General features: G+C 69.3%; 22 protein-coding genes. 12 read left to right on the top strand and 10 right to left on the bottom strand.

Annotated elements, in window-relative coordinates:
* Positions 1 to 6: 6 nt before the first annotated feature.
* The 5 genes from BLQ74_RS16435 to BLQ74_RS16415 all read left to right on the top strand — a co-directional run bounded on the left by BLQ74_RS16435 (position 7) and on the right by BLQ74_RS16415 (position 6,211).
* A complete protein-coding gene (locus BLQ74_RS16435; protein ID WP_090264001.1) occupies positions 7 to 996 on the top strand; it encodes a polysaccharide deacetylase family protein in 990 nt (329 codons plus the stop codon).
* A complete protein-coding gene (locus BLQ74_RS16430) occupies positions 993 to 2,303 on the top strand; it encodes a lipopolysaccharide biosynthesis protein (RefSeq protein ID WP_090263999.1) in 1,311 nt (436 codons plus the stop codon). The genes BLQ74_RS16435 and BLQ74_RS16430 overlap by 4 nt, the downstream gene beginning before the upstream one ends.
* Positions 2,297 to 4,213, top strand: coding sequence for a hypothetical protein (locus BLQ74_RS16425; RefSeq protein WP_090263995.1), 1,917 nt, complete (start codon positions 2,297 to 2,299; stop codon positions 4,211 to 4,213). The genes BLQ74_RS16430 and BLQ74_RS16425 overlap by 7 nt, the downstream gene beginning before the upstream one ends.
* A gap of 73 nt (positions 4,214 to 4,286) precedes the next feature.
* Complete coding sequence (locus tag BLQ74_RS16420) at positions 4,287 to 5,414, top strand: GNAT family N-acetyltransferase (protein WP_170842815.1); 1,128 nt, start codon at positions 4,287 to 4,289, stop codon at positions 5,412 to 5,414.
* Complete coding sequence (locus BLQ74_RS16415; RefSeq protein ID WP_090263992.1) at positions 5,411 to 6,211, top strand: carbohydrate deacetylase; 801 nt, start codon at positions 5,411 to 5,413, stop codon at positions 6,209 to 6,211. The genes BLQ74_RS16420 and BLQ74_RS16415 overlap by 4 nt, the downstream gene beginning before the upstream one ends.
* Before the next feature lie 36 nt (positions 6,212 to 6,247).
* Here BLQ74_RS16415 and BLQ74_RS16410 read toward each other — a convergent pair whose 3' ends face one another.
* The 6 genes from BLQ74_RS16410 to BLQ74_RS16385 all read right to left on the bottom strand — a co-directional run bounded on the left by BLQ74_RS16410 (position 6,248) and on the right by BLQ74_RS16385 (position 13,200).
* Entirely contained in the window at positions 6,248 to 7,804 is a 1,557-nt protein-coding gene (locus BLQ74_RS16410) for an amino acid ABC transporter permease/ATP-binding protein (protein WP_090263990.1), read from the bottom strand.
* Positions 7,805 to 7,863: 59 nt separating this feature from the next.
* The gene (locus BLQ74_RS16405; protein ID WP_090263988.1) at positions 7,864 to 8,670 is read right to left on the bottom strand and encodes an ABC transporter substrate-binding protein; all 807 of its coding nucleotides are present in this window, start codon (positions 8,668 to 8,670) and stop codon (positions 7,864 to 7,866) included.
* A gap of 37 nt (positions 8,671 to 8,707) precedes the next feature.
* A complete protein-coding gene (locus BLQ74_RS16400) occupies positions 8,708 to 9,751 on the bottom strand; it encodes an isopenicillin N synthase family dioxygenase (RefSeq protein ID WP_090263986.1) in 1,044 nt (347 codons plus the stop codon).
* A 25-nt stretch (positions 9,752 to 9,776) separates the two neighbouring features.
* On the bottom strand, positions 9,777 to 10,619 hold the full coding sequence (locus tag BLQ74_RS16395) for a sugar phosphate isomerase/epimerase family protein (RefSeq protein ID WP_090263983.1): 843 nt from the start codon (positions 10,617 to 10,619) through the stop codon (positions 9,777 to 9,779).
* 470 nt (positions 10,620 to 11,089) lie between these two features.
* Entirely contained in the window at positions 11,090 to 12,049 is a 960-nt protein-coding gene (locus BLQ74_RS16390) for an alpha/beta fold hydrolase (protein ID WP_090263981.1), read from the bottom strand.
* Positions 12,050 to 12,150: 101 nt separating this feature from the next.
* A complete protein-coding gene (locus tag BLQ74_RS16385) occupies positions 12,151 to 13,200 on the bottom strand; it encodes an NAD(P)H-dependent flavin oxidoreductase (protein ID WP_090263980.1) in 1,050 nt (349 codons plus the stop codon).
* A gap of 84 nt (positions 13,201 to 13,284) precedes the next feature.
* Between BLQ74_RS16385 and BLQ74_RS16380 the strand changes: the two genes are divergently transcribed.
* The 3 genes from BLQ74_RS16380 to BLQ74_RS16370 all read left to right on the top strand — a co-directional run bounded on the left by BLQ74_RS16380 (position 13,285) and on the right by BLQ74_RS16370 (position 16,402).
* A complete protein-coding gene (locus BLQ74_RS16380) occupies positions 13,285 to 14,163 on the top strand; it encodes a LysR family transcriptional regulator (protein WP_090263979.1) in 879 nt (292 codons plus the stop codon).
* Positions 14,160 to 15,335: a YbfB/YjiJ family MFS transporter gene (locus tag BLQ74_RS16375; RefSeq protein WP_244507213.1), complete on the top strand. Its 1,176-nt coding sequence runs from the start codon at positions 14,160 to 14,162 to the stop codon at positions 15,333 to 15,335. Before BLQ74_RS16380 ends, BLQ74_RS16375 begins: the two co-directional genes overlap by 4 nt.
* 116 nt (positions 15,336 to 15,451) lie before the next feature.
* On the top strand, positions 15,452 to 16,402 hold the full coding sequence (locus BLQ74_RS16370; RefSeq protein WP_090263978.1) for a phospholipase D family protein: 951 nt from the start codon (positions 15,452 to 15,454) through the stop codon (positions 16,400 to 16,402).
* A gap of 181 nt (positions 16,403 to 16,583) precedes the next feature.
* On the opposite strand, the gene ilvA is transcribed toward BLQ74_RS16370, so the two are convergent.
* The 3 genes from ilvA to BLQ74_RS16355 form a co-directional block, all read right to left on the bottom strand.
* Positions 16,584 to 18,098 (bottom strand): threonine ammonia-lyase, biosynthetic, encoded by a 1,515-nt coding sequence (ilvA, locus tag BLQ74_RS16365; RefSeq protein ID WP_090264061.1) that lies wholly within the window; start codon positions 18,096 to 18,098, stop codon positions 16,584 to 16,586.
* Positions 18,099 to 18,109: 11 nt separating this feature from the next.
* Positions 18,110 to 18,538 (bottom strand): YybH family protein, encoded by a 429-nt coding sequence (locus BLQ74_RS16360; RefSeq protein ID WP_090263977.1) that lies wholly within the window; start codon positions 18,536 to 18,538, stop codon positions 18,110 to 18,112.
* A gap of 229 nt (positions 18,539 to 18,767) precedes the next feature.
* The gene (locus BLQ74_RS16355; protein ID WP_090263976.1) at positions 18,768 to 19,655 is read right to left on the bottom strand and encodes a Dyp-type peroxidase; all 888 of its coding nucleotides are present in this window, start codon (positions 19,653 to 19,655) and stop codon (positions 18,768 to 18,770) included.
* A 441-nt stretch (positions 19,656 to 20,096) separates the two neighbouring features.
* On the opposite strand from BLQ74_RS16355, the gene BLQ74_RS16350 reads away from it, so the two are divergent.
* From BLQ74_RS16350 to BLQ74_RS16335, 4 genes are all read left to right on the top strand, one after another.
* The gene (locus tag BLQ74_RS16350; RefSeq protein ID WP_090263975.1) at positions 20,097 to 21,554 is read left to right on the top strand and encodes a high affinity choline transporter 1; all 1,458 of its coding nucleotides are present in this window, start codon (positions 20,097 to 20,099) and stop codon (positions 21,552 to 21,554) included.
* A 128-nt stretch (positions 21,555 to 21,682) separates the two neighbouring features.
* Complete coding sequence (locus BLQ74_RS28155) at positions 21,683 to 22,243, top strand: PAS domain-containing protein (RefSeq protein WP_170842814.1); 561 nt, start codon at positions 21,683 to 21,685, stop codon at positions 22,241 to 22,243.
* Between the two features lie 47 nt (positions 22,244 to 22,290).
* On the top strand, positions 22,291 to 23,061 hold the full coding sequence (locus BLQ74_RS16340) for a 3-hydroxybutyrate dehydrogenase (RefSeq protein ID WP_090263974.1): 771 nt from the start codon (positions 22,291 to 22,293) through the stop codon (positions 23,059 to 23,061).
* Between the two features lie 108 nt (positions 23,062 to 23,169).
* Complete coding sequence (locus tag BLQ74_RS16335; RefSeq protein ID WP_090263973.1) at positions 23,170 to 25,122, top strand: acetoacetate--CoA ligase; 1,953 nt, start codon at positions 23,170 to 23,172, stop codon at positions 25,120 to 25,122.
* A 151-nt stretch (positions 25,123 to 25,273) separates the two neighbouring features.
* Here BLQ74_RS16335 and pcaD read toward each other — a convergent pair whose 3' ends face one another.
* Positions 25,274 to 26,062 (bottom strand): 3-oxoadipate enol-lactonase, encoded by a 789-nt coding sequence (pcaD, locus tag BLQ74_RS16330; protein ID WP_090263972.1) that lies wholly within the window; start codon positions 26,060 to 26,062, stop codon positions 25,274 to 25,276.
* Positions 26,063 to 26,227 lie beyond the last annotated feature (165 nt).

Raw genomic sequence — 26,227 nt, 5'->3', positions numbered from 1 at the left:
GTCGGTATGCGCCAGCAGATCAAGCGTCTGGCCGGTACGGCCTACCTGCACTCCCCGCTGGGCCGGCGGCGCCTGCGCCAGGCCGGCGTGGTGCTGATGCTGCACCGTGTCCTGGCCAGCGAGGAGGATGCCGCGCTGCCGCACCGCCGCGCCCTGTGCATCGGCCGGGACAGCTTCGAGCGCCTGCTGGTCTGGCTGCAACGGCATTTCGACTGCGTGCCGCTGAGCGAGCTGCTGGCCTGTCCGGCGGGTGCGCGCCCGCGCCTGGCGCTGAGTTTCGACGACGGCTGGCGCGACAACGCCGAGCAGGCCTACCCGCTGCTGCAACGCTACGGCGTGCCGGCGAGCATCTTCCTCGCCACCGACTTCATCGGCAGCCGCCAGCGCTTCTGGTGGGAAGCCATCGGCGAAACCCTGTGGCGCGACCCCGCCGCCGCCGACGAGGCCCTGCGCACGCCGCTCGCCGCGCTCGGCCAAGCGTTGCCCGCCGAGCTGCTGCGGGACACCCGCGAGCCCGCGCGCAGCGTGCTGCTGGAGCGCTTCCTGCAAGGCCTCAAGGCGCTGCCGCCGAGCACCCTGCAAGCCCTCGCCGACGCCTGCCCGCCAGCGCCCCAGGCGGAAACCCTCGACTGGGCGCAGGTGCGCGCCATGGAAGCCTCCGGGCTGGTGCGCTTCGGCCCGCACGGCGCCAGCCATGCGATCCTCACCCGCCTCGACGGCACGCAACTGGCCGCCGACCTGGCGCGCTCCCAGCAGGTCCTCGCGCAGCACTGCCGCGCGCCGCTGCCGGTGTATTGCTACCCCAACGGCGACCACAGCGCGCCGGTCCGCGAAGCCGTCGCCGCGCTGGGCTACCGGCATGCCCTGGCGACCCGCCCGGGGCTGGTCGAGGCCGGCAGCGAAGCCCTCGGCCTGCCACGCATCGACGTCGGCCAGCAGGCCGCGCGGGACCCCGCGCTGCTGGCCTGGCGGATATTCCGGGGAGCCCACGCATGAGCCGCGGCAGCTTCATCCGCAGCATGCTGCTGAGCACCGCCACGCGGGTGACCATGACCATCCTGCGGCTACTGCGCAACATTCTCCTGGCACGCCTGCTGGGGCCGGCCGATCGCGGCCTGTTCGCCCTGTTCAGCACCCTGCCCGACCTGATCGCCGCGCTGACCAGCGGCGGCCTGAACACCGCGGTCGGCTACCAGGCGGCGCGGCACAAGCCGATCGGTGTGCTGCTCACCCAGGTGCTGGTCTACGGCTGCCTGCTGGCGACCCTCTTCACCCTGCTCTTCGTCGTGACGCTGCGCACCCTCGGCCAGGGTCTCGGGCTGTCCCAGGACCTCGGACTGCTGGCCTGGCTGCTGCTCCTCGCGGTGCCCCTGGCGGTGCTCAAGAGCGGCCTGCTGACGCTGCACAACGCCGACGGCCAGGTGCATGCCTTCAATACCTTGCGCCTGCTCGAATCGCTGCTGCCGCTGCTGCTGTTCATCGGTCTCTGGCTGATCTGGCGCGACGCCCCGCTCGGCGCCGCGGTGGCCAGCTGGCTGGGCGGCGTGCTGCTGGTGGTGGTGCTCGGCCTCTGCTGGCTGGCGCGCTTCCACAGCATCCGCCTGCGCTGGCAACCGCGCGAACAGGGCGAGCTGCTGCGCTACAGCGGGCGCAGCCACCCCAACGTGATCTTCCAGGAAATGCTCATGCGCGCCGATTACCTGCTGATCGGCTCCATGCTGCCGCCGTCGGCCCTGGGCGAATACGCCCTGGCCAGCGCCGCCGCCGAACTGCTGCTGATCATCCCCGAGGCGGTGACCACGCCGCTGATGAAGCGCCTGCTGCAACAGGGCGAAGGCATCGACGAACTGACCCCCTTCGCCCTGCGCCTGACCGCCAGCGTGATGCTGGTCGCCTGCCTGGGCATGGCGGCGATCGGCGAATGGCTGATCGTGCTGCTGTTCGGCGCGCCCTACGCGCCCGCCTACCCGGCCCTGCTGGCGCTGCTGCCGGGACTGTTCGGCCTGTGTTACGCGAGCATCCTGCGCCTCGACCTGCTGGGCAAACAGCGGCCCGGCGCGCTGTCGATCATGATGGGCCTGGCGGTGGCGCTGAACCTGGCACTGAACCTGGTGCTGATCCCCAGCCTGGGCATCGTCGGCGCCGGCATCGCCTCTTCGGTGGCCTACCTGGCGGTGACCCTGGCCATGCTGGTGCTCTACTGCCGGCTCAGTGGCGTGCCCTGGCAACGCACCCTGATCCTGCTGCCCGAGGACATCCGCCAGCTCCGCGACATGCTGCGCCCACGGGAGGCGACATGCTGAAGCGGCTGCTTCTGGCGCTACTGTTCATCGCCGTCGCGGCGCCGGCCGAGGAGCACCGCTGGCAGGGCCTGCGCGATGGCGTCCTGTACCTGCGGCCAAGCGCCTGGGACGCGCTGGACATCGACTGGCAGGCGGCCTGGCAGAGCGAGGCCAACCATGAGCAACTGTATCTGCTGGACGGCGTCGGCCATCTGGCGCAACAGGTCGAGATCGCCGCCGAGCGCAACCGTGGCGAGCGCCGCCTGGACCTCGCCGAAGGCAACGGCGACTACGCCCTGCACATCCCCGGCTACAGCTTCCGCAGCTACCGGGTCAGCCACGGCGCCGGCAGCGCCTCGCAGTTCGAACCGGCGAAACTGCACTTCAGCGCCGAAGTGGCGGACGGCACCACCCTGTACTTCCGCGTCGGCCCCGGCCAGCAGGTACGCCTGGCGGGGAAGAACCACGGCGGCGTGCACGCCTTGCAGGCGACCCGCCTGAGCGACAACGCCCAAGTGCAACTGGAGCTGCTGCGCTACGACCGATACGCGCGCTTCGACCAGGCCAGCCTGCCGCTCTCGCCGCGCGAGGAAATCTGGCGCCTGGAGCTGGTCGGCAGCGGCAAGGCGGCATTCTGGCTGGACGGCGGCAACAACCTGTTCGCCCTGGCGCCGGAGCAACTGTTCCGCCTGCAGTGGCGACCGGGCACGGTCCAGCTCCGCCTGCGCCAGGACGACCTCGGCCCGGCGCCACGCCTGGGCAGCGCCCTGCCCTATGGCGTGCCGGAGGCCGACGGCATGCGCCAACTGGCGGCGATCGCCGGCCGCGCCGGGGCCTACTACAGCTTCGTCGATGTGCTGCCGCGCCAGCCGCAGCGCGAGATCGCCTTCCGCCAGGCGTTCCAGGAGCGACTGGGCATCGACCAGGACATCACCCTGCTCGCCGGCAGCGGGCGGCGCGCCGTGCTCGACGCCGATCCGTCGAGCTTCGCCGGACTCGACGCCTGGCTGGCCGATACTGCGCGCCTGCCGGGCAAGGGCCTGCATTACCTAGCCTTCGCCGACGAACCCAACCTCAACTACCCGGACTACGCCAGCTACGCCGACTACTTCGGCGCCATGCTGCGCCGCGTCCAGGCCAGCCCCGGCGCCCGCGCCGCCGGCGTGCGCATCGCCATGCCGGCCAGCTCGCGCCTGCTCGACGGCCCGTTCCGCAACGGCGCCGCGCAACGCCGCGGCCTGGACTGGGCGCGGCAGTTGCTCGCCGAGCACGGCAACGACATCGATGCCCTGGCCTGGCACGAATGGATGCTGCGCGACCTGCTGGCCACCCGGCGCTACCGCGACAGCGTGCGCCAGGCCGCCGATCTGGTCGGTCTCGACCTCAACGGCCGGCCGCGCAAGGCGCTGCTGCTCGACCAGACCAACATCTCCAGCGGCGACGCCCTCAGCCCCTACCAGCAGAACAGCCAGTTCGCCGCACTCTGGTGGGCCTCGGTGGTGTTCAACGCGTCCCAGGACGGACTGCTCGACATGCTCATCTGGTTCCAGGCCATGGACGAAGACGCCTACACCAAGGGCATGCTCAACGAAGACGCCACCGGCACCACACTCAAGCCGGTGGGCCTGGCCCAGCGCTTCATCCTGCAACACTGGCTGGCCCAGGTGCAGGGGCTCGACAACCCGGCCTTCGAGGTCGACGCCCTGGCCCTGCGCGACGGTAAGCGCCACAGCCTGCTGGGCGTCAACAAGGTGCCGCGCCAGCAAGCCATGGAAATCACCGGCGCGGCGCTCTGCGCGGCCAGGCCGAGCCTGCGCCTGTTCGACAGCCAGGGCCTGGAGCGCGACTGGCCGCTGACCTGCGAAGCCGATCGCGCGCGCTTCGACCTGCCCGGCGAAAGCCTGTTCGCCCTGACCTGGGAGGCCACATGAACCCGCCACCACAGCGCATCGACCGGCGTCGCCGCCGCGCCGACCGCGACCACGCCAGGCAGGGACGCTGAACATGCGCCTGCACTGGAGCCACAGCCTCAGCGCCGCCGACTTCCCCCGGCAGGCATACGAAGCCCTGCGCGCGCGCCTGGAACAGGCCACGCCGTTCAATCACCTGGGCTGGCTGGATGGCGCCGAGCGCGCCCTCGAACCCGGCCAGCAACTGCACATCCTGCTCGGCTGGGAAGAGCAGCGCCTGGTGCTCTGCCTGCCGCTGATCCGCTGCCGCGAACGCCAGGCCGGGCTGCCGCTGTGGGTAGTGCGCCACCTCGGCTACCCGCTGGCCGACCGTATCGCCCTGCTGATCGAGCCCAGCCAGTGGCCGCGCCTGGGCGAGGTGCTGGCGCTGATCCGCCGGCGCCTGCCGCACGCCCTGCTGCAACTCAGCGAAATCACCCCGCTGGCCGGCCAGGCCGGGCAATTCGCCGCCTGGCAGCGCCATAGCTGGTTCGCCGAACAACGCCTGAGCTGCCGCGCGCCCGAGCATCGGCTCAGCGCGGCGGACCGCGCCGAACCCAGCGGCGACCTGCGCTACAAACTGCGCAAGGCGCGCCGCCGTTGCAGCGAGATGGGCGCCAGCATCCTGCGCCTGCGCCCCGACGCGCAGAGCATCGACGCCCTCTGCGAGGCCCTGCGCGAGGTCGAGCAGGTGAGTTGGAAGGGCGAGCAAGGCGTCGGCATCTTCTCCGGCGAACGCCGCCAACGCTGGATGTTCGACGCCCTGCATGCGCTGGCCGCGGCGGACTGCCTGCGGGTGGTCATGGTCGAACACCAGGGCCGCTGCGTCAGCTACCGCCTCGGCCTGTTCGAGCGCGGCCGGCTGTACGACTACAACCTCGCCTTCCGCCCCGAATACGCCAGCCTCGGCGCCGGCCGCCTGCTCCTCGATGAATGGATTCGCTGGGGGCTCGACGACGACTGGCAATGCATCGACGCCTCGCGGGTCAGCCTGAGCGGCTCCGGCCACCAACTGCACGAACGCCAGACCGGCGCGGTCGAGCAGCAGCGCTGGACTTTCTATTCGCGGCGCCCCAGCGGCCTGCTGCTGGGCCTGCTGTATGGTGCCTGGCGCCAACTGAAACCCTACCTGCAACGCCGGCGCGGCCGTTCCAGCGCCGCCGGCGCGGAACCCAGCCCATGACGCAGCCCCTGCTGGCCATCGTTAACGCCGACGATTTCGGCCTGTCCCGCGAAGAGAACCGGGTCATCGTCGCCGCCTTCGACGCCGGCGTCGTCAGCTCCGCGACCCTGATGGCGAACATGCCGGCCTTCACCGAAGCCTGTGCCCTGGGCCATGAGCACGGCGTGCAGGACAGCCTCGGCCTGCACTTCAACCTCACCTACGGCGAACCGCTGAGCCCGGCGCTGCGCCGCGAGCCGGCGTTCTGCGACGCCGACGGGCGCCTCGACCTCGGCCTGCCGCGCCACGTCCTGCGCCTGTCCGCCAGCGCCGCGGCGGCGCTGCGCGGCGAACTGCAGGCGCAGTGGCAGGCTTGCCTGGCCCAGGGCATCCGCCCCAGCCACATCGACTCGCACCAGCACGTGCACAACCTCTGGCCGATCGCCGCGCTGGTCGCCCGCTTCGCCGCCGAACAGGGCGTGCCCGTGCGCCTGGCGCGCAACCTGGGGCGCAACATCGGCCCGGCGAAACGCCTGTTCAAGTACCTGCTCAACCGCCGTCTGAGCCGCCTGAGCGGTTGCAGCGTGGCGCAGGTCTGCACCCCGCGCGACCTGCTCGACGGCCTGCGCCCCGGCAGTCCGGTGGAGATAGTCGCCCACCCCAGCCGCCTGGCCGATGGCGGCTTCGGCGACGCCTACCTGCCGCCCGGCGAGTCGCTGGTAGAAGTGCTGGCCAGCGGCCTCGGCCAGCATCGGCGCATCTCCTACCGCGACCTCGCCGCGCTGTCCGCCGCCGGGCTGGGCAGCCCCTGCGGCTGAGCCCGGCGCCGTCGGCTGCCGCGCGCCAGCTGAACGTCAGCGCGCCGACTGCCGCGCGCGTTCCGGCGCCGCCGCGGCGGCTGGCGCGTCCAGGCCGATGAAGCGCAGCACGCGCTCGCCGGCCTCGCCGTTGCGGATCGCCGCCGGGCTGGCGTCGACCTGCACCTGGCCGTGCTCCATGAACACCACGCGATCGGAAATGGACAGGGCGAAGTCCATTTCATGGGTGACGATGACCATGGTCATGCCCTCCTTGGCCAGGTCGCGGATGACATTGAGCACGTCGCCGACCAGTTCCGGGTCGAGCGCCGAGGTCGGTTCGTCGAAGAGCATGATCGCCGGCGCCATGGCCAGCGCGCGGGCGATGGCGACGCGCTGTTGCTGGCCGCCGGAGAGCTGGTGCGGGTATTTGTGCGCATGGGCGAGCAGACCGACCTTGTCGAGCAGCGCCAGGGCGCGCTCTTCGCAGACCGGGCGCTCGGCCTGGCCGTGGAAGCGCGGGGCCAGGGCGACGTTGTCGAGAATGGTGCGGTGCGGGAACAGGTTGAAGCTCTGGAACACCATGCCGATGTGCCGCACGCCCTGGCGCAGGCGCTCGGGATCGCCACGGCCGGCGCCGATGTAGCCCTCGCCGAAGAGCACGATCTCGCCGCCGTCGATACCCTCCAGGCCGTTGATGGTGCGGATCAGCGAGGTCTTGCCGGAGCCCGAGGGGCCGATGATCGACACCACCTCGCCACAGCCGACCTGCAGGTAGACGCCCTTGAGCACCTGATGGGCGCCGTAGCTCTTGCGGATGTCGCGCAGGTGCAGGGCCGGCGGCACGCCCGCCCCGGCCATCTGCCGCTGCTGCACGGGCAGCGCCGGCAGGCGCTGGCGCAGCGTCTGCAAGGCGGCGTCGGACAGGGTATCCGGCTTGCGCGCGTTGAGGTCCAGGCGGTGCTCCAGGTACTGCAGCAGCCAGCCGAACAGGGTGACGATGAGCACGTAGTAGATGGCCACCGCGGAGAGGGTTTCCATGACCAGGAAGTTCTGCGCGTAGAGGCGCTGGCCGACCATCAGCAGCTCGGTGAGGGAGATCACCGAGACCAGCGAGGTCAGCTTGACCACGGTGACGTACTCGTTGATCAGGGTCGGCAGGGAAATGCGGAAGGCCTGCGGGATGACGATCAGGCGCTGGATGCCGAACGCGCCGATGGCCAGCGCGCGGCCGGCTTCCTTTTGCCCCTTGGCCACCGAGATCAGCCCGCCGCGATGGATTTCCGCCATGTACGCGGCCTCGGTCAAGACCAGCGCCAGCAGCCCGGAAATGAACGGATTGGACAGCAGCGCGCCGCTGGCCGGGAACAGTTGCGGCAGGTTGTAGACGAAGACCACCAGCACCAGCAGCGGCACGCTGCGGAAGAACCAGATGTAGAGCCCGGCCGGCACGCGCAGCAAGGGCTGCTCGGAGAGCTTGGCCGAGGCCAGGAGGAAGCCCAGGAACATGCCGATCAGCCAGGCCAGGGCGCTCAGCTCGATCACGGTGACGCAGGCCTTCCAGAAGGCCGGCAGGGAGAACAGCGAGAAGAAATACGACCAGTCGAACTGCATGGGCACCTCGGTGGACGGGCCCCCGTCGAGGCCCGTCTCTCATATTGCGAAACGCGGAATCACTCGGCCGAGGCGTCTTCCAGGGCGTACTTGTTGAGGATGGCGGCGAACTCGCCGCTGTCCTTGGTCTTCTGCAGGGCGACTTTCAGCGCGTCGTAGAGGCCCTGGTTGCCCTTCTTCACGTACATGCCCAGGGTCTGCTTGTAGATCAGCTCCTTGGAGCTGACCACCACGCGGCCCTTGGAACGCTCGGCGATCATCCGCGCGGCGCCGGAAATCTCCACCTGGGCCTGGACGTTCTTCGACAGCAGCGCCTGGGTCACTTCCGGCGCCGAGGGGTATTCGCTGACGCTGATGGCGCCCTTGCCGTTCGGCTCGCAGTAGCTCTTCGACAGCTCGGCGAACTTGCTCACCCAGGTGGTGCCCTGCTCCAGGCCGACCTTCAGCCCGCAGAGGTCTTCGGGTTTCTCCGGACGCAGCGTGCCGTCGGCCGGGACCATGATCGCCGCGCCGGTCTGTGCGTAGGGAATCGCCAGGGCCTGGGCGGTGCGCTCGGGAGTGATGTACATGCCGGAGATCACCGCATCGAAATGCCCGGCGTTGAGGCCGAGGATCAGCCCGGAGAACTTGGTGTTGACGAAGTCGGCCTTGACCTCCAGGTGCTTGGCCAGGGCTTCGGCCAGTTCCGGGTCGGAGCCGACCACCTTGTCGCCGTCATAGGACTCGAACGGCGGGTAGGTGATTTCCATGCCGATCTTGATCTGCCCCGGCGCGGCGGTCACGGCGGCGCTGGCGCCCTGCATGGCGCCGAACAGGGTGGCACCGAGCACGGCGCTGGCCAGGAGGGTGCGGGTGGTTTTCAACATAGCGATGCTCCAGGGTCTGGGTCTTGAAGTGCGCGGCTCAGGTCGGCTGCGTCTGTTTTTTCAGGTGGCCGAAGCTGGACGGCTTGCGCGCCCGCTCCGGCAGGCTCAACTCGCCCGCCTCGACCTTGCGCCGCAGGTAGCTGTAGGTCTGCAGCGCCTGGCTCCACATGTGTTCGCCGATCGCGATGGTTTCGTACTCGCGGCTGCCGTTGTCGAACTGCGGCAGCGGGCGGATCTGCGTGTGGTAGTCGCAGGCGTAGAACAGCGGAAAGGAATAGCGCTCCTCGCGCACCGTGCGCACACGGTGCGCGGTGGCGACGAAGGCGCCGGCGGTCATGACTTCGAGCATGTCGCCGATGTTCACCACGAAGGCGCCCGGCACCGGCGGCGCGTCGATCCACTCGCCGTCCTCGTTGAGCACCTCCAGGCCCGGCTCGGTGGCATGCAGGATGGTGAAGCACTCGTAGTCGGTGTGCGCGCCGATGCCGGGGGCGTCCTGGGCGGCGCCATCGAACGGGTAATGGATCAGGCGCAGCTTCGACGGCGGCCGGCTGACCAGCGGATCGAAGTAGTCCTCCTCCAGGCCCAGGGCCAGGGCGAAGCCGCCGAACAGCCGGCGGCCAAGGGCGAACACCGCCTGGTAGTAGGCGCGCACGCTGCTCTCGAAGCCGGGCAGCGACGGCCAGCGGTTCGGCCCCAGCAGCGGCGTGCCGGCCAGCACCAGAGGATCGTCGGCGGGCACTTCGAAGCCGACGTCGAAGGCTTCCTTGTGGTCCGGCTTGCCCTTGGCATAAACCTCCTCGCCTTCCGGGACGAAACCCTTGTGGCTTTCCGAGGCGCCGATGTAGTGGCGCATCTTGGCCTCCAGCGGCTGCGCGAAGTAGTCGCGCGCGGCGCGCTGCAAGCCCTCGATCAGCGCCGGCTCGATGCCGTGGTTGCGAATGTAGAGGAAGCCCACCTCGGCGGCCGCCTTGCCCAGCGCCGCGGCCACCGCCTGACGGTCCTCCAGGCGCGCGCTGAACAGCCCGGCGATATCGACGACGGGGATCGAGGTGAAGGCCTTGCTTGCATGCTCCTGCATGGTCGATTGCTCCGAGAGGGGGTCTTCAGGATTCGAGGAAGCGCCGGAAATCCTGGCGCTGTGCCTGGGCCATCCAGCGGTTCAGCTCCCACAGATCGGCGATGGGGGCGTTGGTGAAAGGCAGGTGATGCAAATATCCGTCCGCCCCGAACTCCGGGGTCAGGGTGCTGACCGCATAGCCGCGCGCGCGCTGCGAACGCCACACCGCGCGCCAGTGCGCCTGGTGGAAGGCCAGTGCCGCGGCGTATTCCGGCGCCGCCGGGTGCGGCACCTGCGGGCCCTGGTCGTAGCCGACGCGTGCCTGAATGTGGTGCACGCGCTCGACGAAGGGCGTCAGATCGTCCGCCGGGTCGTTCAGCAGGCGCTCGCAGACCACCACCCAGTGACTGATGTCGCTGGTGAAGCGCAGGTCCGGCAGTTGCCGGATCAGCTCCAGGGTCACCCAGGGATTGAACAGCGAGCGCGCACGGTGGCTTTCGAAACTGCAGAACAGGCCTTGCTCGCGGCTCAGTTCGAGGGCGCGGCCGAAGAACTCGACCTGCGCCGCCAGGGGCCAGCGGTCGTTGCCGCCAAGCACGTTGACGAAGCGCGGCGCCAGTTCGGCGGCCCAGCCGAGCTTGCGCTGCAGGTCGTCGAGGTGCAGTTGCGGGCTGGCCGACTGCTCGGGCAACACGTCGTAGGCGGTGAACAGGGTGCAGATGTAGGGCACGCGCTCCGCGGCCAGCAGCCGCGCGTAGTCGGCGCGCAACGCCGGATCGAGCGGCAGACGCGCTTCCAGGCCGTCGAAGCCGGCGGCGCGCAGCTCGGCGATGGCCTGCGGCCAGCCATTGGGGTAGCCCCACAGGGTGCGGAAGATTTCCAGTTGCATGCACGGACTCCGGGCAGGATGAGCCGCACCGACAGGCACGGCGGGAGGCACGGCGCGGCGCTCAGGCGTGCAACGAAAGGCGATCGGGGGTGTGGCTGCCGCGCGTGGATCTGGCGGCGGACTGCGAAGGAATGGCGGAAAGACGCGCAAGGATGGACACGGTTGAGTTCCTCTGACAGACCAGCAATCTGGACGGGCCTGCGCCCGTCATTCTTGTTCTGCGCCTGGCGCGATGCCGGGCGTGCTTGGGCAGTAAGGAAAAGCACCGCGGACGAGGCTTCTGGAATGGCGACGTTCCGCGGACGCCGGGGCCGGTGGCCTGGCGTCGGGTGCAGTTGTCGCAGCTTGCCGGAGTGGGAAAAATAGCCCCGCGCAAATAATTACTTCAGGTTTTTCTGAAGTATCCGGCGAATCGGGAGGCAGCGCCGACAGCGGCTGACGCGCGCCATTGCAGCAGCGCGCGCGGCGTTTCAGGCGGGGTAATGGCGGGCGAGGAAATCCACCAGCAAGGCATTCACCTCGGCGGTTTTTTCGTTCTGGATCCAGTGCCCGCAAGCGGCCAGCCGGTGCTGTTCCAGGCGCGGCACCCAGTCCGCCATGCGCGAGAGGGTATAGGCTTCCAGCCGCCCCACCGGGTCACGGTCGCCGATCGCGAACAGGGTTGGCTGTTGCACCTTGAGCCCGGCCAGCGACTCGCTGCGCTGCCAGTTGCGCTCGAAGTTGCGGTACCAGTTCAGCGCGCCTCGGAAGCCGCGCCCGGCGAACGTGCGCAGGTAGATGGCGAAGTCCGCCTCGCTGCACCAGGCCGGCAAGCGCGCGGGGCTCGGCAGGTCGTCGAACAGGCGTGCATCCGCCGGCTTGTCCTGGAGGAACGGATCGCTGTCGCCGGGATCACGGAAGAACAGCCGCAGGCTGCGCGACAGGTCGGCGTCCAGCTCGGCCTCGGCGACGCCGGGCTGCTGGAAGTAGAGGATGTAGTTGAAGCGCCCGCCATGCAGCTCGCGCATGATCTCGGTGGCCGGCCGCCGCGGCCGCCCGGCGAAGGGCACCGAGAGCGTCACCAGCGCCTCGACCCGCTGTGGCTCCCACAGCGCCAGGTGCCAGGCGACGAACGCGCCCCAGTCGTGCCCGATCACCGCGGCGCGCGCCTGCCCCAGGGCATCCATGGCGGCGCGGATATCGCCGCACAGGCTCGGCAAGTCGTAGGCCTCCACCGCCACCGGCGCGTCGCTGGCGCCATAGCCGCGCATCTCCGGGACGCACACCCGGTAGCCCGCGGCGACCAGCGCCGGAATCTGCCCGCGCCAGGAGTGCCAGCACTCCGGGAAACCATGCAGCAGCCACAGCGGCCGCCCCTCCTCGGGGCCGGCCAGCCAGACGTTGAGACGGATGCCGTTGACCGCCAACAGGCGCTGTTCGATGGTGAGCATGGGCCGACTTCCCTGGTTGTAGGCGACGCCAGAAGCTAGCAGAGGCCGTGCGGCGCCGGGACGACCATTCGCCGGCCGAATGCCGCGACCCGGCCCGCTGCCTAGCCGGCGCGCATCTCCTCGGCCAATGCCGCCACCAGTTGCGCCGCCGGCAATTCACGGGCCTGCGGCGCGCCCTGCCCGGCCCATTGCACGGCGAAATCCTCGTTGCCACGGGCTTGCGCGGCAGCCAGCAGGGCTTTGCTGGCGTCGTAGGTCTGCGGGTAATCCGGCAGGGCCGGCGCGCCGGCGCCGCCGATGTCGCTGAACAGGCGGTTCGGCAAGCCACGCGCCGGGCGTCCCGAGATGGCCGCGCTGACCTCGGTCCGCCAGGCCCGCGGCGTGCGCAGCGCCGCGCGGTAGGCGGCATTCGCCGACGACTCCGGGCAAGCGATGAAAGCGGTGCCCATCTGCACCGCCTCGGCGCCCAGCGCCAGCGCCGCGCGAATGCCCGCGCCGTCCATGATGCCGCCGGCGGCGATCACCGGCAGGCGCAACGCCTTGCGCAGATTGCGCACCAACGCCAGGGTGCCGATGCAGGCGTCGTGGCTGGGCTCGAACAGGCCGCGATGGCCGCCCGCCTCATAACCCTGGGCGACCACCGCGTCGATCCCGGCGGCCTCGATCCGGCGGGCCTCGTCGAGCTGGGTGGCGCAGGCCAAGAGGGTGATGCCGGCGGCCTTGAGGCGGTCGATCCAGTCCTGCTCGGGCAGGCCGAAGTGGAAGCTGACCACCGCCGGGCGCGCGTCCAGCAGCAGTTCGAGCATCTGCGGATCAGCGAGGAAGCTGCGGTAGATCTCGCGCAGGGCTTGCGGCGGCTCGGCGCCGAGTTCGGCGAACAGCGGCCGCAGATACTCCAGCCAGCGCGCCTCGCGGAGCGGGTCGCCGGGCGCCGGGCGGTGGCAGAACAGGTTGAGGTTGAACGGCCGCGCGGTCAGCGCGCGGGTCTGTTCGATCAGCGCCTCGGCCTGCGCCGGATCGCAGGCGCCCAGCCCCAGGGAGCCGAGGGCGCCGGCATTGGACACGGCGGCGGCGAGCGCCGGCGTGGAGACGCCGACCATCGGCGCCTGGATGATCGGATGCTGGATACCGAGCCGTTCGATGAAAGACATGTTCGCGATCTCGCCGTGGAAAGGTTGACGAAAAATCTCACAAAGAGAATATTTTCTGCAAGTCATTCTCCACCAGAGATACAAATGGACCTTTCCAGCCTGGAAATCTTCCGCTGCGTCGCCGAGGAACAGAGCGTCACCCGCGCCGCCGCACGCCTGCACCGGGTGCAGTCGAACGTCACCACGCGCATCAAGCAACTGGAAGACGACCTTGGCGTGGCGCTGTTTCTGCGCGACGGCAAGCGCATGACGCTGACCGACCCGGGCCGCGAGTTCCTCGCCTATGCCAGCCAGTTGTTGGCCCTGGCCGCCGAGGCGCGGCAAGCACTGCACCCGCAGACGGCCAGCGGCAGCCTGCGCCTGGGTAGCATGGAAAGCACCGCCGCCAGCCGCTTGCCGGCACCGCTGGCGGCCTTCCACCGGGCCTGCCCGCAAGTGCGCCTTGAAGTCACCACCGGCACCAGCCAGGCGTTGCTCGATGGCGTGCTGTCGCGCCGCCTGGACTGCGCGCTGATCGCCCACCCCGAAGCGCTGCGCGTCGAACCCGCCGTCGACATGGCGCTGGAGCGCGGCCTGCAAGGCCTGCCAGTGTTCCGTGAGGAACTGCTGCTGGCGCTGCCCGAGGACCACCCGGCGGTAAGCACGGCGGACGACGTACAGGTGCGCACCCTGGCTGGCTTCGCCCGTGGCTGCACCTACCGGCAACTGGCCGAGGACTGGCTGAACAGCGCCGGGCCACCGGTGCAGGTGCAGGAAGTCGGCTCCTACCACGCCATCCTCGCCTGCGTCAGCGCCGGCGCCTGCGTCGGCCTGCTGCCGCGTTCGCTGCTCGACCTGCAGCGCGATGCTCCCGCCGTGCGCCTGCTGCCGCTGCTCAGCGTGGACACCCTGCTGGTCTGGCGCGAAGGCTATGCCACTGCCGCCTTCGCGCGCTTCCGCGAGGCCCTCGGGGCGTCGGCGTGAGTACCGCGACGGCGCTCCGCGCGGGACTCTGCGCCGCGCTGGTGCTGGCGCTCGGCATGGGCTTCGGCCGCTTCGCCTTCACCGGGCTCTATCCGCAGATGCTCGGCGACGGCCTGCTCGACCTGAGCAGCGGCGCGCTCGCCGCCTCGGCCAACTACGCCGGCTACCTGCTCGGCGCCCTGCTCCTCGCCCGCGCCCAAGCGCACCAGGCCGCGCACCTGTGCCGCCTGGCGCTGCTCGGCACGCTACTCGGCCTGGCCGCCATGGCGCTGCCGGCGCCGGCCTGGCTGGCCATCGCGGTGCGCTTCGGCGCCGGGCTGTGCAGCGCGCTGGCGATGGTCGGCGCCTCGCTCTGGTTGTTACAGGCACAGGCGCAGCCCCAAGGCGCATCCTTGCTGTTTTCCGGGGTCGGCGCCGGCATCCTGCTGTCCGCCGAACTGATCGCCGCCGGGCAACGGGCCGCGCTCGGCAGCGCCGCCAACTGGCTGCTGCTGGCCGGCGTCGGCGCCCTGCTCACGGCCCTGGCCTGGCCGGCGCTGAAGGCCGCGCCGGCGCAGGCGAGCGCGGACCGCCACAGCAGCGCCTCGGCGCCGGCCCCGAGCGCGCTGGGGCCGAGCCGCCTGCTGCTGATCTACGCCCTCGCCGGCTTCGGCTACATCGTCACCGCCACCTACCTGCCGCTGCTGCTGCGCGACGCCCTCGGCACGCTCGACCCGCTGCAGGCATGGGCGCTGTTCGGCCTCGGCGCGGCGCCCTCGTGCTTCCTCTGGCAGCGCCTGCAACGGCGCCTGGGCACGCGCCGCGCGCTGGCGGCGAACCTGGCGCTGCAAGCCCTCGGCGTGGTCCTGCCGGCGCTGGCCAGCGGCCCCCTGGCCGGCCTCGGCAGCGCCGTACTGGTCGGCGGCACCTTCATGGGCAGCGTGACCATCGCCATGCCGGCGGCGCGCCAGGTGGCGGCCCAGGTGCGCTTCAACATGCTGGCGGCCATGACCGCGGCCTATGGCATCGGCCAGATCGCCGGCCCGCTGCTCTGCGGCCTGTTGCTGCAACGCAGCGCCGGCTTCGCCCCGGCCCTGCTCGTCGCCGGCGCGGCGCTGCTGCTGGCGGCGCTGAGCTGCCAGCGGCGACTCGGCGCGCCGAGCGGCGCAGGGGTCCGCGCCGGCCACGGCTGAGCGGCTGCCGCCCGGCGCCTCGCGCGGCGGCAAGGCTTTTAGCGCTACGCCTGTATCCGCGCGGGCCGCCGTGCCAGAATAGGCGGCATTGCAGAGTCACTGCTGCTGGAGAACCTATGCAGATCCTCGATAATCAAAACGACCTCGCGGGCTTCCTCGGCCAGCAACGCGACAAGAACATCACGGTCGTCTCCGCCTTCGCCGCTGGCACCGAAGCGCTCGTCGATCGGCTGCGCGCGCAGGGCAACCGCCTGGACATCGTCGTCGGCACCATCAACTCCTTCACCTCCCCCGACTTCATCGAACACTGCACCAGCGAGGCCGGCGACGACCTCAGCTTCGCCGTGGATTTCCGCAACCAGAAGAGCATCCACTGGAAGCTCTACCTGATCGAGCCGGACCTGGTCATCCTCGGCAGCGCCAACTTCACCGAGATCGGTGTCAGCCTGTCCCGCGACAACGCCGTGGTCCTCCAGGACGCCGTGCTCTACGCCGGCTACCAGGCGCGCATCGCGGCACTGAAGGCCAGCGAGGGCGTGCTCTCCAGCAGCCAGAGCGAGGCCTTCGACGAAGCCCTCGAAGAGTACCGCTACAGCCACCGGCGCATGCAGGCCGGCCTGGCGCGCACCGCGCAATACCTGGACGGCGAAAGCTGGCTGGGCGAGGAGTCGAACCAGAGCATCCCGCTGTTCACCTGGTACAGCGACCATTCCGAAGACTCCGAAAGCATCGCCGAGCGCCACCTGCGCGACAGCAGCAATGGCGTGGCCTGGGACGACGTCCGCGAGTTCTTCACCTACGAATGCGCCGAGGGCGCGCTGCCCTACGAAGAAGGCGACGTGGTGCTGACCGCGCGCTGCAATGGCACCAACATCGCCTTCTACACCTTCGACCGTATCCTCTACCGCGACGGCACCTACTACATCTATTCCTATCGCAAGAAGCGCTACTCCGTGCCCTTCAAGCTGGAAGACGCCAAGGAAAGCCTCAAGGAGGCCATCCCGCGCTGGTACGAGGAAGGCCGTACCGAGATCAATCGCGCGGACATCCTGCGCTTCATGATCTGAGCCGCGGACGCGGCACGGCGGCCCGCGGGCTGCATGGAAGAGAGGCGGCAGCCCTGCCCGGCTGCCGCCTCTTTTTTTGCCTGTGCCGCGCTCACTGCGGCAGCGGCGCCATCGAGACCCTGGACATCGATCCGGCGCTCGACCGCCTGCGCGACATTCTCCAGCTCATCGCGCCACAGGCCTAGCCGATGAACAGCCGATAGGCCGGATTCTCGCTCTCGTCCCAGTACGGATAGCCGATCGCCGCCAAGGCCGCGTGCAGCTCGCCAAGCTCGCCGTCCGGCACTTGCAGACCGGCCAGCACGCGGCCATCGGCGGCGCCGTGGTTGCGGTAGTGGAACAGGCTGATGTTCCAGCGCCCGCCGAGTTTGCCGAGGAAGTCGAACAACGCGCCGGGGCGTTCCGGGAACTCGAAGCGCAACAGCCGCTCGGCGCCGACCTGCGGCGCGCGGCCGCCGACCATGTGGCGGATGTGCAGCTTGGCCACTTCGTTGTCGGTCAGATCGAGCACCGGGAAGCCCTGGCCGCGCAGATGCCCGAGCAAGGCCGCGCGCGGATCGTGCTGCGGGTGGGTCTGGATGCCGACGAAGATCTGCGCCTCCTCGTCGTGCTTGTAGCGGTAGTTGAACTCGGTGATCTGGCGCTTGCCGATGGCCTCGCAGAACGCCTGGAAGCTGCCCGGCCGCTCGGGAATGGTCACCGCCAGGATGGCTTCGCGCTTCTCGCCCAGTTCGGCGCGCTCGGCGACGTGGCGCAGGCGGTCGAAGTTGATGTTGGCGCCGGAGTCGATGGCCACCAGGGTCTGCCCGCTGGCCTGCTCGCGCTCGACGTACTTCTTGATCCCGGCCACGGCCAGGGCGCCGGCCGGCTCGGTGATTGAGCGGGTATCGTCGTAGATATCCTTGATCGCCGCGCAGATTTCGTCGGTGCTGACGGTGATCACCTCATCCACATACTGGCGGGCGATATCGAAGGTGTGCTGGCCGATCTGTGCCACCGCCACGCCGTCGGCGAACAGCCCGACCTGGTTCAGCACCACGCGCTCGCCGGCGGCCAGGGCGGCCTGCAGGCAATTGGAGTCGTCCGGCTCGACGCCGATGACCTTGGTCTCCGGGCGCAGGTATTTCACGTAGGCGGCGATACCGGCGATCAGCCCGCCGCCACCGACCGGGACGAAGATCGCGTCGAGACGACCGGGATGCTGGCGGAGGATTTCCATGGCCACGGTGCCCTGGCCAGCGATCACGTCCGGGTCGTCGTAGGGCGGCACGAAGGTATAGCCGTGTTCCTCGACCAGGCGCAGGGCATGGGCCAGCGCCTCGGGAAAGGCATCACCGTGCAGCAGCGCCTTGCCACCACGGGACAACACGCCCTGCACCTTCAGTTCCGGGGTGGTGCGCGGCATGACGATGGTCGCGCTCACCCCCAGCTCCTTGGCGGCCAGCGCCAGGCCTTGGGCATGGTTGCCGGCGGAGGCGGCGATCACCCCGCGCGCGCGCTCCTCGGCGGAGAGCTGGGCGAGCTTGTTGTAGGCGCCGCGGATCTTGAAGGAGAACACCGGCTGCAGGTCTTCGCGCTTGAGCAGCACACGGTTACCGAGGCGCTCGGAGAGCTGGCGGGCCGGCTGCAGCGGGGTCTCGATGGCGACGTCATACACCGGCGCGGCGAGGATCTTGCGCACGTAGCGCTTGAGCAGTGCGTCCTGGCTCATGCTTGCGCCTCCCGGGTTTGGCCGGCCGGCGGCAGGCTGTCGAGGAGCTCGCTGCCATAGGCGTTGTCCACCGCGCAGCGCCACTGGCCGTCGGCCTCGCGGCGGAACACATAGGTGGCCTTGCGCGCCAGTACCTGCGGGCCGTCGGCGGTCTCCCCGGCAATCAGGGTGCGCGCCAGAACCAGCGCGATGTCACCGGATTCGAGCACCTGCATGGCCGCCTGGCGCACCTTGAGGCCGCTATTGAAATGCGCGTCGATGGCGTCGAAGGCGCGACGGATCTGCTCGCGGCCACAGGCATTGAGCCCGGGGCGCACCACCAGGGTGGCGTCCTCGGTATAGAAATCCATGAGTAGGTCGAACTGCCGGGCGTTGATCAGTCGGTCGGCCAGTTCGATGGCCTGGGTGACGCTGTAGGGGCTCATAGCCTGTCTCCTGCTGGGCGGTTTTCGGTGCCCTGGAGACAGTTAGGAAGAACCCGCCTCGAGGGCGGGTTCGGTGGACGTCGGCTAACCCGCCAATGACGTAATGGCGGTAATAATGATGCGGCCGAGGTTCAGGTTCGTGCGGGTCATGGCTTGGGAACTTAGGCGATGCCAGGGCGCAGCGTCAAGCGATTCCTACAGGGTTACCTGACGGACCACGCCGCGCGACTCAGTCACTCAGCAGCGCGCTCAAGTCGAGCACGCCCGCCTTGCACGGCGGGCACCAGTAGTAGCCGCCGCTGAGCGGCCGGCTGAAGCGATAAAGCGCGTCGACGATGCCATCTTCCAGCCCGCTCATGCGCCGCAGTTGCGCCTCGAAGGCATCCAGGCTGTGGCCGAAGGCGAGGAACATCAGGCCGGCGTCGGCGCCGCTGGTCCAGGGCATCGAGCGACGCACGACGAAGGCTTCGGGGCTGAAGCTTTCCTGGGCGGTGCGTTTGACGTGGGCGGATTCCGGGGCGTCCTCCAGCTCCTCGTTGTCGCTCTTGCGCCGGCCGATGATGTCGTCCTGCTCGCCCTGCGGCAGCGCGGCGAAGGCTTGCAGCTCGTGGCGCCACTGCTGGATCGCGGCGAAGCTGCCACCGTCCAGGCCCGAACCGCTGCCGCTGACGATGGCGGCGGCCAGGGCGGCGGCGTCATGCGGGTTCTCGGTGCCATCTTCGTAGCCGGTCAGGTCGTGGCCGCTGCCGTGGCGGAAGGCTTCGGTCAGCGCCACCAGATGCAGTGCGGGGGCCAACTCGCGCTGCAGCTCGTGGGTGCGCAGGAGCAGCTCGCCGCGGTCCTCGCCATGCAGCCAGACCCACAAGGCATGCGGGGTCGAGGGGTTGTCCACGCCAACGCCGGAAAGCGCCGGGAACTCGCGCAAGCCCTCGATGCGGCGGCCCAGCGCTCGCACCAGGGACTCGCCGCAGCCGACCACCGCGGCAGCGCCATCGACCAGGCGCTGCAGGCGGTCGAGAGCCGCCGGCAGGTGTTCGACGGCGTGCAGGTCAAAGAACAGGTGACGGGCCTGCGGGGGAACCGGGGTGGCGAGAATGCCGGGCTGGTAATGGCTCATGGGGACGTCCTTGAACGAAAAAACCCGAGTTTAATCGGCACCGACGGATTTCCATACCCGCCCGGTTCCCCGGTGCGGCGACGGGCCGCCAGCCCAGGCGGCACGGAAGCTGAACCGACTCAGCAAGCGTTCTTCATATCGAACAGGCAGTGTCAAAAATATCTGACTGGCGAGTCTCTTCATGCGCGATAAATCAACAACTTAATGAATTCAAGCATGCTCGTCTGTCATTTTTTTCATTCATAAGCACTGTAATCGTTTGACATATTTTACGTCTTTGGCAGACTGCTCGACCGTTGCGTCCCGGAGGGCAGGCCCCTGCCACCCGGACTCCTGGCCCCTGCCGCCAGGTCGCCGCGATGCCTAAAAACAAAAACGTGCCAGTTGCGCCGCCCTGCCCCTCCTCTGCGCACCTGGCCAGCCAATGGAAAGTACGAGCAAATGCTGATCTGGTTTGTCGCGATCTACCTGTTGATCACCGTCATTGTCGGCTTCTACGCAGCCACCCGCGTGCACAACGCTTCGGACTACGCGGCCGCCGGCCGCAGCATGTCCTTCCCCCTGGTCGTGACCATGGTGTTCGCCACCTGGTTCGGCTCCGAAGCCGTGCTGGGCATTCCCGCCACCTTCCTCCAGGAAGGCTTCGCCGGCATCATCGAAGACCCCTTCGGTTCCTTCGGCTGCCTGATGCTGGTCGGCCTGGTGTTCGCCCGCCCGCTGTACCGCCTGAACCTGATGACCATCGGTGACTTCTTCCGCAAGCGCTTCGGCCAGCACGTGGAAATCTTCACCAGCCTGGTGATCATCATCTCCTACATGGGCTGGGTCGCCGCGCAACTCACCGCGCTCGGCGTGTGCTTCAGCGTGCTGTCGGACGGCGCCCTGACCACCACCCAGGGCATGCTGATCGGCACCGTGATCGTCCTCCTGCACACCCTGTTCGGTGGCATGTGGTCGGTGGCGCTGACCGACTTCCTGCAGATGATCATCATCGTCTGCGGCCTGTTCTACCTGGTCTGGCTCATCGGCGACATGGCCGGCGGCCCGCAGGCGGTGATCAGCCACGCCGCCGCCGAAGGCAAGTTCCACTTCCTCAACGGCACCTCGGCGAAAGACATAGTCGCGTTCCTCGGCGCCGCGGTGACCATGATGTTCGGCTCCATCCCGCAGCAGGACGTGTATGCCCGGGTGATGTCGGCGAAGACCGAGAAGATCGCCTCGCGCGCCACCATGACCGGCGCCACCTGCTACCTGGTGTTCTGCATGCTGCCGATCTTCCTGACCTACGCCGCGTCGATGATCGACCCGGAGATGGTCAAGCACTGGCTGGCCGAAGACTCGCAGCAGATCCTCCCGCACCTGATCATGGAGCGCACCCCGCTGTTCGCCCAGATCATGTTCTTCGGCGCCCTGCTCTCGGCGATCATGTCCTCGGCGTCCGGCGCCCTGCTGGCCCCGTCGGTGACCCTGACCGAGAACATCCTCAAGCCGATGCTGCCGAGGATGAGCGACCGCCAGGCGCTGCGGGCCATGCGCGGCAGCGTGCTGGGCATGACCGTCGCCACCTGCGTGTTCGCCCTGTACTCCAACGCCAGCATCTACGAGATGGTCGGCAACGCCTACAAGGTGACCCTGGTCGCCGCCGTGGTGCCGCTGTTCTTCGGCCTGTTCTGGAAGCGCGCCACCACCCAGGGCGCCCTCACCGCCATCGCCTTCGGCCTGATCGGCTGGGTATCGCTGGAACTCGGCCACCAGGAAGGCGACTTCTGGCCGCCGCAACTGGTCGGCCTGATCTGCAGCGCCTTCGGCATGATCATCGGCTCGCTGGCCCCGCAGCTCAGCCGGAACCACGGCGACCACACCGAGACCCTGGCCGCCCAGGCTGCCCTCGGCAACTGAGTCCCGCGCGCCATGAAAAAGCCCCGCCCCGTGCGGGGCTTTTTCATGGGCGGCGCCTGCCCCTGCTGACCCGCCAGGCGCGTCCCGGTAGAGTGCGCCCACGTCTTACCTTCGTCGCCGGGCCGCCCATGAACGACAGCCATTCCCTCACCGACTACCAGAGCGTCCGCCAACTGGCGATCCGCTCGCTGTTCGAAATCATCGAGCAGTTCAGCGAGGGCACGCTGATCGTCGACCGCGAGGCGCGCATCGTCTGGATCAACCAGCGCTACGCCCAGCGCTTCGGCCTGGCCGATCCCGAACAGACGGTCGGCCGCCCGGTGGAGAGCGTCATCCCCGGCAGCCTGATGCGCGAGGTGGTGCGCAGCGGCCGGCCGATGCTGCTGGACATCCTCGACCTGGCCAGGGACCCGCTGGTGGTCATGCGCATGCCGATCCGCGACGACAGCGGCGCGGTCATCGGCGCCGCCAACGCCGCCGGCATCCCCCTGGAAGTGCTGCACCGGGTGGCGGCCATGGCCAGCGGCGGCATGGACACGCTGCCGCACAACGGCGCGGTGATCACCCTGCTGGCAGTCACCGGCCTGACCCACCGCGAGGCCTACAAGGACATTTTCGCGATTACCCTGATCAAGACCCTGGCGGTCTTCGTGGTCATCACGCTGTTTTACACAACCGGGATCGTCTGATCCCCCGACACGGCGACCAGCCATGCGCGGCCGCCGAGGAGAGAAACATGAGCCTCAACGGCAAGACCGCTCTGGTCACCGGTTCCACCAGCGGCATCGGCCTCGGCATCGCGCGCAAGCTGGCCGAGGCCGGCGCCAACCTGCTGCTCAATGGCTTCGGCGATGCCGCCGCGGCCATCGCCGAGATCGCCGCCTGCGGCGTGCAGGTCGCCCACCACCCGGCGGACATGTCGCGTCCGCAGGAGATCGCCGAGCTGGTGGCCTTCGCCGAACAGCGCTTCGGCCCGATCGACATCCTGGTCAACAACGCCGGCATCCAGTACGTCGCGCCGGTCGAGGAATTTCCCGTCGAGCGCTGGGACGCGATCATCGCCATCAACCTGTCCTCGGCGTTCCACACCACCCGCCTGGTGTTGCCCGGCATGCGCCAGCGCGGCTGGGGACGCATCATCAACATCGCCTCGGCCCACGGCCTGGTCGGTTCCGCCGGCAAGAGCGCCTACGTCGCCGCCAAGCACGGCCTGGTCGGCCTGACCAAGAGCGTGGCCCTGGAAACCGCCAGCACGGCGATCACCTGCAATGCCATCTGCCCCGGCTGGGTGCTCACGCCGCTGGTGCAGCAGCAGATCGACGCGCGCATCGCCGCCGGCTCCACGCCCGCGGCGGCGCGCCAGGAACTGCTGGCGGAGAAGCAGCCCTCCCAGGCCTTCGTCACGCCCGAGCAGCTCGGCGAGCTGGCGCTGTTCCTCTGCGGCGAGGCCGCCGCCCAGGTACGCGGCGTGGCCTGGAACATGGATGGCGGCTGGGTCGCCCAGTGAGCCAGGCGGCGCGCCCGCCCGGCGGGCGCGCAGAAGCCGCGGCGGGCTGCCTGCGCGGGCGTATCTCGTGCCACACTGTTGAATAAACGCCATCCGACGGACGCGCAGATGAAGCCACTCTGGAGCCCCTCCCCCGAACGCATCGCGGCCAGCCGCATGGATGCCTTCCGCCGCCAGATCAACCAGCGCCACGCCCTGCACCTGGCCGACTATTCCGCCTTGCACGCCTGGAGCATCGAGCAGCGCGCGGCCTTCTGGCAGGCCATCGTCGACACCTTCGAGGTGCGATTCCACAGCCCGCCGCGCGCGGTGCTCGAAGAAGGTCCGCGTATGCCCGACGCGCGCTGGTTCCCCGGCGCCAGCCTGAATGTCGCCGAACACCTGCTGCGCCGCCGCGACGACGCCGTGGCGGTGATCGCCATCGGCGAGGACGGTAGCCGCGAAACCTTCAGCTACGCCGAGCTGGCGGCCCAGGTCGGCGGCCTGCAACGCAGCCTGGCGGCCATTGGCGTGGGCGTCGGCGACCGCGTCGCGGCCTTCATGCCGAACACCTGGCAGACCCTGGTCGGCATGCTCGCCAGCGCCAGCCTCGGCGCCACCTGGTCGAGCTGCTCGCCGGACTTCGGCACCCAGGGCGTGATCGACCGCTTCGGCCAGATCGAGCCGAAGGTGCTGATCGCCTGCGCCGGCTACCGCTATGCCGGCAAGACCCTCGACCTGACCGCCAAGCTCAATGAAATCCTCGAACGCCTGCCCAGCCTGCAGCACTTGCTGGTGGTGCCCTACGCCCGCCCCGAGGCGCGCGTCGAGGACTACCGCAGCGCCGCGCGGATCAGCCTGTGGGACGACTTCTACCAGCCTGGCGGCGAGCCGAGCTTCACCGCGCTGCCGTTCGACCACCCGCTGTACATCCTCTATTCCTCCGGCACCACCGGCGTGCCCAAGTGCATCGTCCACGGCGCCGGTGGCGTGCTCCTGCAGCACCTCAAGGAACACGGCCTGCACTGCGACCTGAAGCCCGGCGACCGCTTGTTCTACTACACCACCTGCGGCTGGATGATGTGGAACTGGCTGGTTTCCGGGCTGGCGCTGGGCGCCACTCTGGTGCTCTACGACGGCTCCCCCTTCCACCCCGGTGCGGAGCGTCTGATCGACCTGATCGACGCCGAGGGCATCCGGGTCTTCGGCACCAGCGCCAAGTACATCGCCGCCCTGGAAAAGGCCGGCGTGCGCCCGGCGCGGAGCCACCGCCTGGACAGCCTGGCGAGCATTCTCTCGACCGGCTCGCCGCTGGCCCACGAGAGCTTCGATTACGTCTACCGCGAGATAAAGGCCGACCTCTGCCTGTCGTCCATTTCCGGCGGCACCGACATCGTCTCCTGCTTCGCCCTCGGCAACCCGGCGGCGCCGGTGTGGCGCGGCGAGCTGCAATGCAAGGGCCTGGGCATGGCGGTGGAAGTCTGGGACGACGCCGGCAAGCCGGTGCACGGCGAGAAAGGCGAACTGGTCTGCACCCGGCACTTCCCGTCGATGCCGGTGGGTTTCTGGAACGACCCGCGTGGCGAGAAGTTCCACGCCGCCTACTTCGCCACCTTCCCCGGCGTCTGGGCGCACGGCGACTACGCCGAGGAAACCGCCCATGGCGGGCTGATCATCCATGGCCGCTCCGACGCCGTGCTCAACCCAGGCGGCGTGCGCATCGGCACCGCGGAAATCTACCGCCAGGTGGAAAAGGTCGAGGAAGTGCTGGAGTCCATCGCCATCGGCCAGGACTGGCAGGGCGACGTGCGCGTGGTGCTGTTCGTCAGGCTGCGCGACGGCGTGCCACTCGACGACGCGCTGCAAGAGCGCATCCGCCGCGCCATCCGCGCCAACACCACGCCACGCCATGTGCCGGCGAAGATCCTCGCGGTGGCCGACATCCCGCGCACCATCAGCGGCAAGATCGTCGAACTGGCGGTGCGCAACGTGGTGCACGGACGCCCGGTGAAGAACACCGACGCCCTGGCCAACCCGCAGGCGCTGGAGCTGTATCGCAACCTGGCGGAATTGCAAACCTAGGCTGGATAGGGTTCGACCTTGGCCGCCGTCTGGCACGCCCCCGAGGGGAGTCGGGGGCGACCGCGACGTGGCCTAACGGCTGGGGGAGTCGGCGTATAACCGCGAGCGGTCATACGCCGTGGCAGGTCACACCCGCCGGAGGCGTGCCCGGTCAGCCGCGCAGGAAGGCCAGTACCTTATCGCTGAAGGCGTCGCCGGCCTGTACGTTGGACAGGTGCGCGGCATGGAACTCGACCAGCTCGGCGCCGGCGATGCGTTCCTGCATGAAGCGGCCGTGCTCGGTAGTGGTCACCGGGTCGCCGCTGCCGCAGACAATCAGGGTCGGCGCGCGGACCGAGCCGAGTTGTTCGCGGAAGTCAGCATCGCGCACGGCAGCGCAATTGGCGGCGTAACCCTGCGGCGATGTTTGCGCGAGCATCGCCACGATGGGCTCGACCTTGCCTGGCTGGGCCTCGGCGAAATCGGCGGTGAACCAGCGCGAGATCGAGGCATCGCGCAGATCGCGCATGGCCTGCAGGCCGCCGGCGAGGACCGTGTCGATACGCGGATTCCAGACTTCCGGGGTGCCGATCTTGGCGGCGGTGTTGCACAGCACCAGGCGTTCGATGCGCTCGGGCGCATTGATCGCCAGCCACTGGCCGATCAGGCCGCCCATGGACAGGCCGCAGAAGCTCGCCTTGGCGATGTCCAGCGCGTCCAGCAGGGCCAGCACGTCGGCACCGAGCTGGGCGATGCTGTAGGGGCCGGGGCTGACCAGCGAGGAGCCGTGGCCACGGGTGTCGTAACGCAGCACGCGGAAATGCTCGGTGAACGCCGGCATCTGCGCGTCCCACATGTGCAGGTCGGTGCCCAGGGAGTTGGACAGTACCAGCACCGGGGCGCTGGCCGGACCTTCGAGGAGGTAGTTCAGTTCGCCATCGGCGAGTCTTACGCTGGGCATCTTTGGCTCCTAGGCAACAGGAACGACGCCCGCCAAGGCGGCGGGCGCCGGAATTCTCGCAGAAGCAGGCGGGCCGTGCGGACCGGCGTGGAGGACCGCCGGACCACCTGCGCTGCAATCGAAGTCGATGGGTTTCGCCAAGCGAAACCCATCCTACGCCCCGTC

The organism is Pseudomonas panipatensis (genome assembly GCF_900099785.1).
Taxonomy (GTDB): Bacteria; Pseudomonadota; Gammaproteobacteria; order Pseudomonadales; family Pseudomonadaceae; genus Pseudomonas; species Pseudomonas panipatensis.
This window is presented reverse-complemented; position numbering and strand designations above follow the sequence as displayed.

Bases quoted from the DNA above. Each gene is read 5' to 3' on its own strand.
- BLQ74_RS16435 (WP_090264001.1), top strand. From the start codon at position 7: ATGCGCCAGCAGATCAAGCGTCTGGCCGGTACGGCCTACCTGCACTCC.
- BLQ74_RS16430 (WP_090263999.1), top strand. From the start codon at position 993: ATGAGCCGCGGCAGCTTCATCCGCAGCATGCTGCTGAGCACCGCCACG.
- BLQ74_RS16425 (WP_090263995.1), top strand. From the start codon at position 2,297: ATGCTGAAGCGGCTGCTTCTGGCGCTACTGTTCATCGCCGTCGCGGCG.
- BLQ74_RS16420 (WP_170842815.1), top strand. From the start codon at position 4,287: ATGCGCCTGCACTGGAGCCACAGCCTCAGCGCCGCCGACTTCCCCCGG.
- BLQ74_RS16415 (WP_090263992.1), top strand. From the start codon at position 5,411: ATGACGCAGCCCCTGCTGGCCATCGTTAACGCCGACGATTTCGGCCTG.
- BLQ74_RS16410 (WP_090263990.1), bottom strand. From the start codon at position 7,804: ATGCAGTTCGACTGGTCGTATTTCTTCTCGCTGTTCTCCCTGCCGGCC.
- BLQ74_RS16405 (WP_090263988.1), bottom strand. From the start codon at position 8,670: ATGTTGAAAACCACCCGCACCCTCCTGGCCAGCGCCGTGCTCGGTGCC.
- BLQ74_RS16400 (WP_090263986.1), bottom strand. From the start codon at position 9,751: ATGCAGGAGCATGCAAGCAAGGCCTTCACCTCGATCCCCGTCGTCGAT.
- BLQ74_RS16395 (WP_090263983.1), bottom strand. From the start codon at position 10,619: ATGCAACTGGAAATCTTCCGCACCCTGTGGGGCTACCCCAATGGCTGG.
- BLQ74_RS16390 (WP_090263981.1), bottom strand. From the start codon at position 12,049: ATGCTCACCATCGAACAGCGCCTGTTGGCGGTCAACGGCATCCGTCTC.
- BLQ74_RS16385 (WP_090263980.1), bottom strand. From the start codon at position 13,200: ATGTCTTTCATCGAACGGCTCGGTATCCAGCATCCGATCATCCAGGCG.
- BLQ74_RS16380 (WP_090263979.1), top strand. From the start codon at position 13,285: ATGGACCTTTCCAGCCTGGAAATCTTCCGCTGCGTCGCCGAGGAACAG.
- BLQ74_RS16370 (WP_090263978.1), top strand. From the start codon at position 15,452: ATGCAGATCCTCGATAATCAAAACGACCTCGCGGGCTTCCTCGGCCAG.
- BLQ74_RS16360 (WP_090263977.1), bottom strand. From the start codon at position 18,538: ATGAGCCCCTACAGCGTCACCCAGGCCATCGAACTGGCCGACCGACTG.
- BLQ74_RS16355 (WP_090263976.1), bottom strand. From the start codon at position 19,655: ATGAGCCATTACCAGCCCGGCATTCTCGCCACCCCGGTTCCCCCGCAG.
- BLQ74_RS16350 (WP_090263975.1), top strand. From the start codon at position 20,097: ATGCTGATCTGGTTTGTCGCGATCTACCTGTTGATCACCGTCATTGTC.
- BLQ74_RS28155 (WP_170842814.1), top strand. From the start codon at position 21,683: ATGAACGACAGCCATTCCCTCACCGACTACCAGAGCGTCCGCCAACTG.
- BLQ74_RS16340 (WP_090263974.1), top strand. From the start codon at position 22,291: ATGAGCCTCAACGGCAAGACCGCTCTGGTCACCGGTTCCACCAGCGGC.
- BLQ74_RS16335 (WP_090263973.1), top strand. From the start codon at position 23,170: ATGAAGCCACTCTGGAGCCCCTCCCCCGAACGCATCGCGGCCAGCCGC.
- pcaD (WP_090263972.1), bottom strand. From the start codon at position 26,062: ATGCCCAGCGTAAGACTCGCCGATGGCGAACTGAACTACCTCCTCGAA.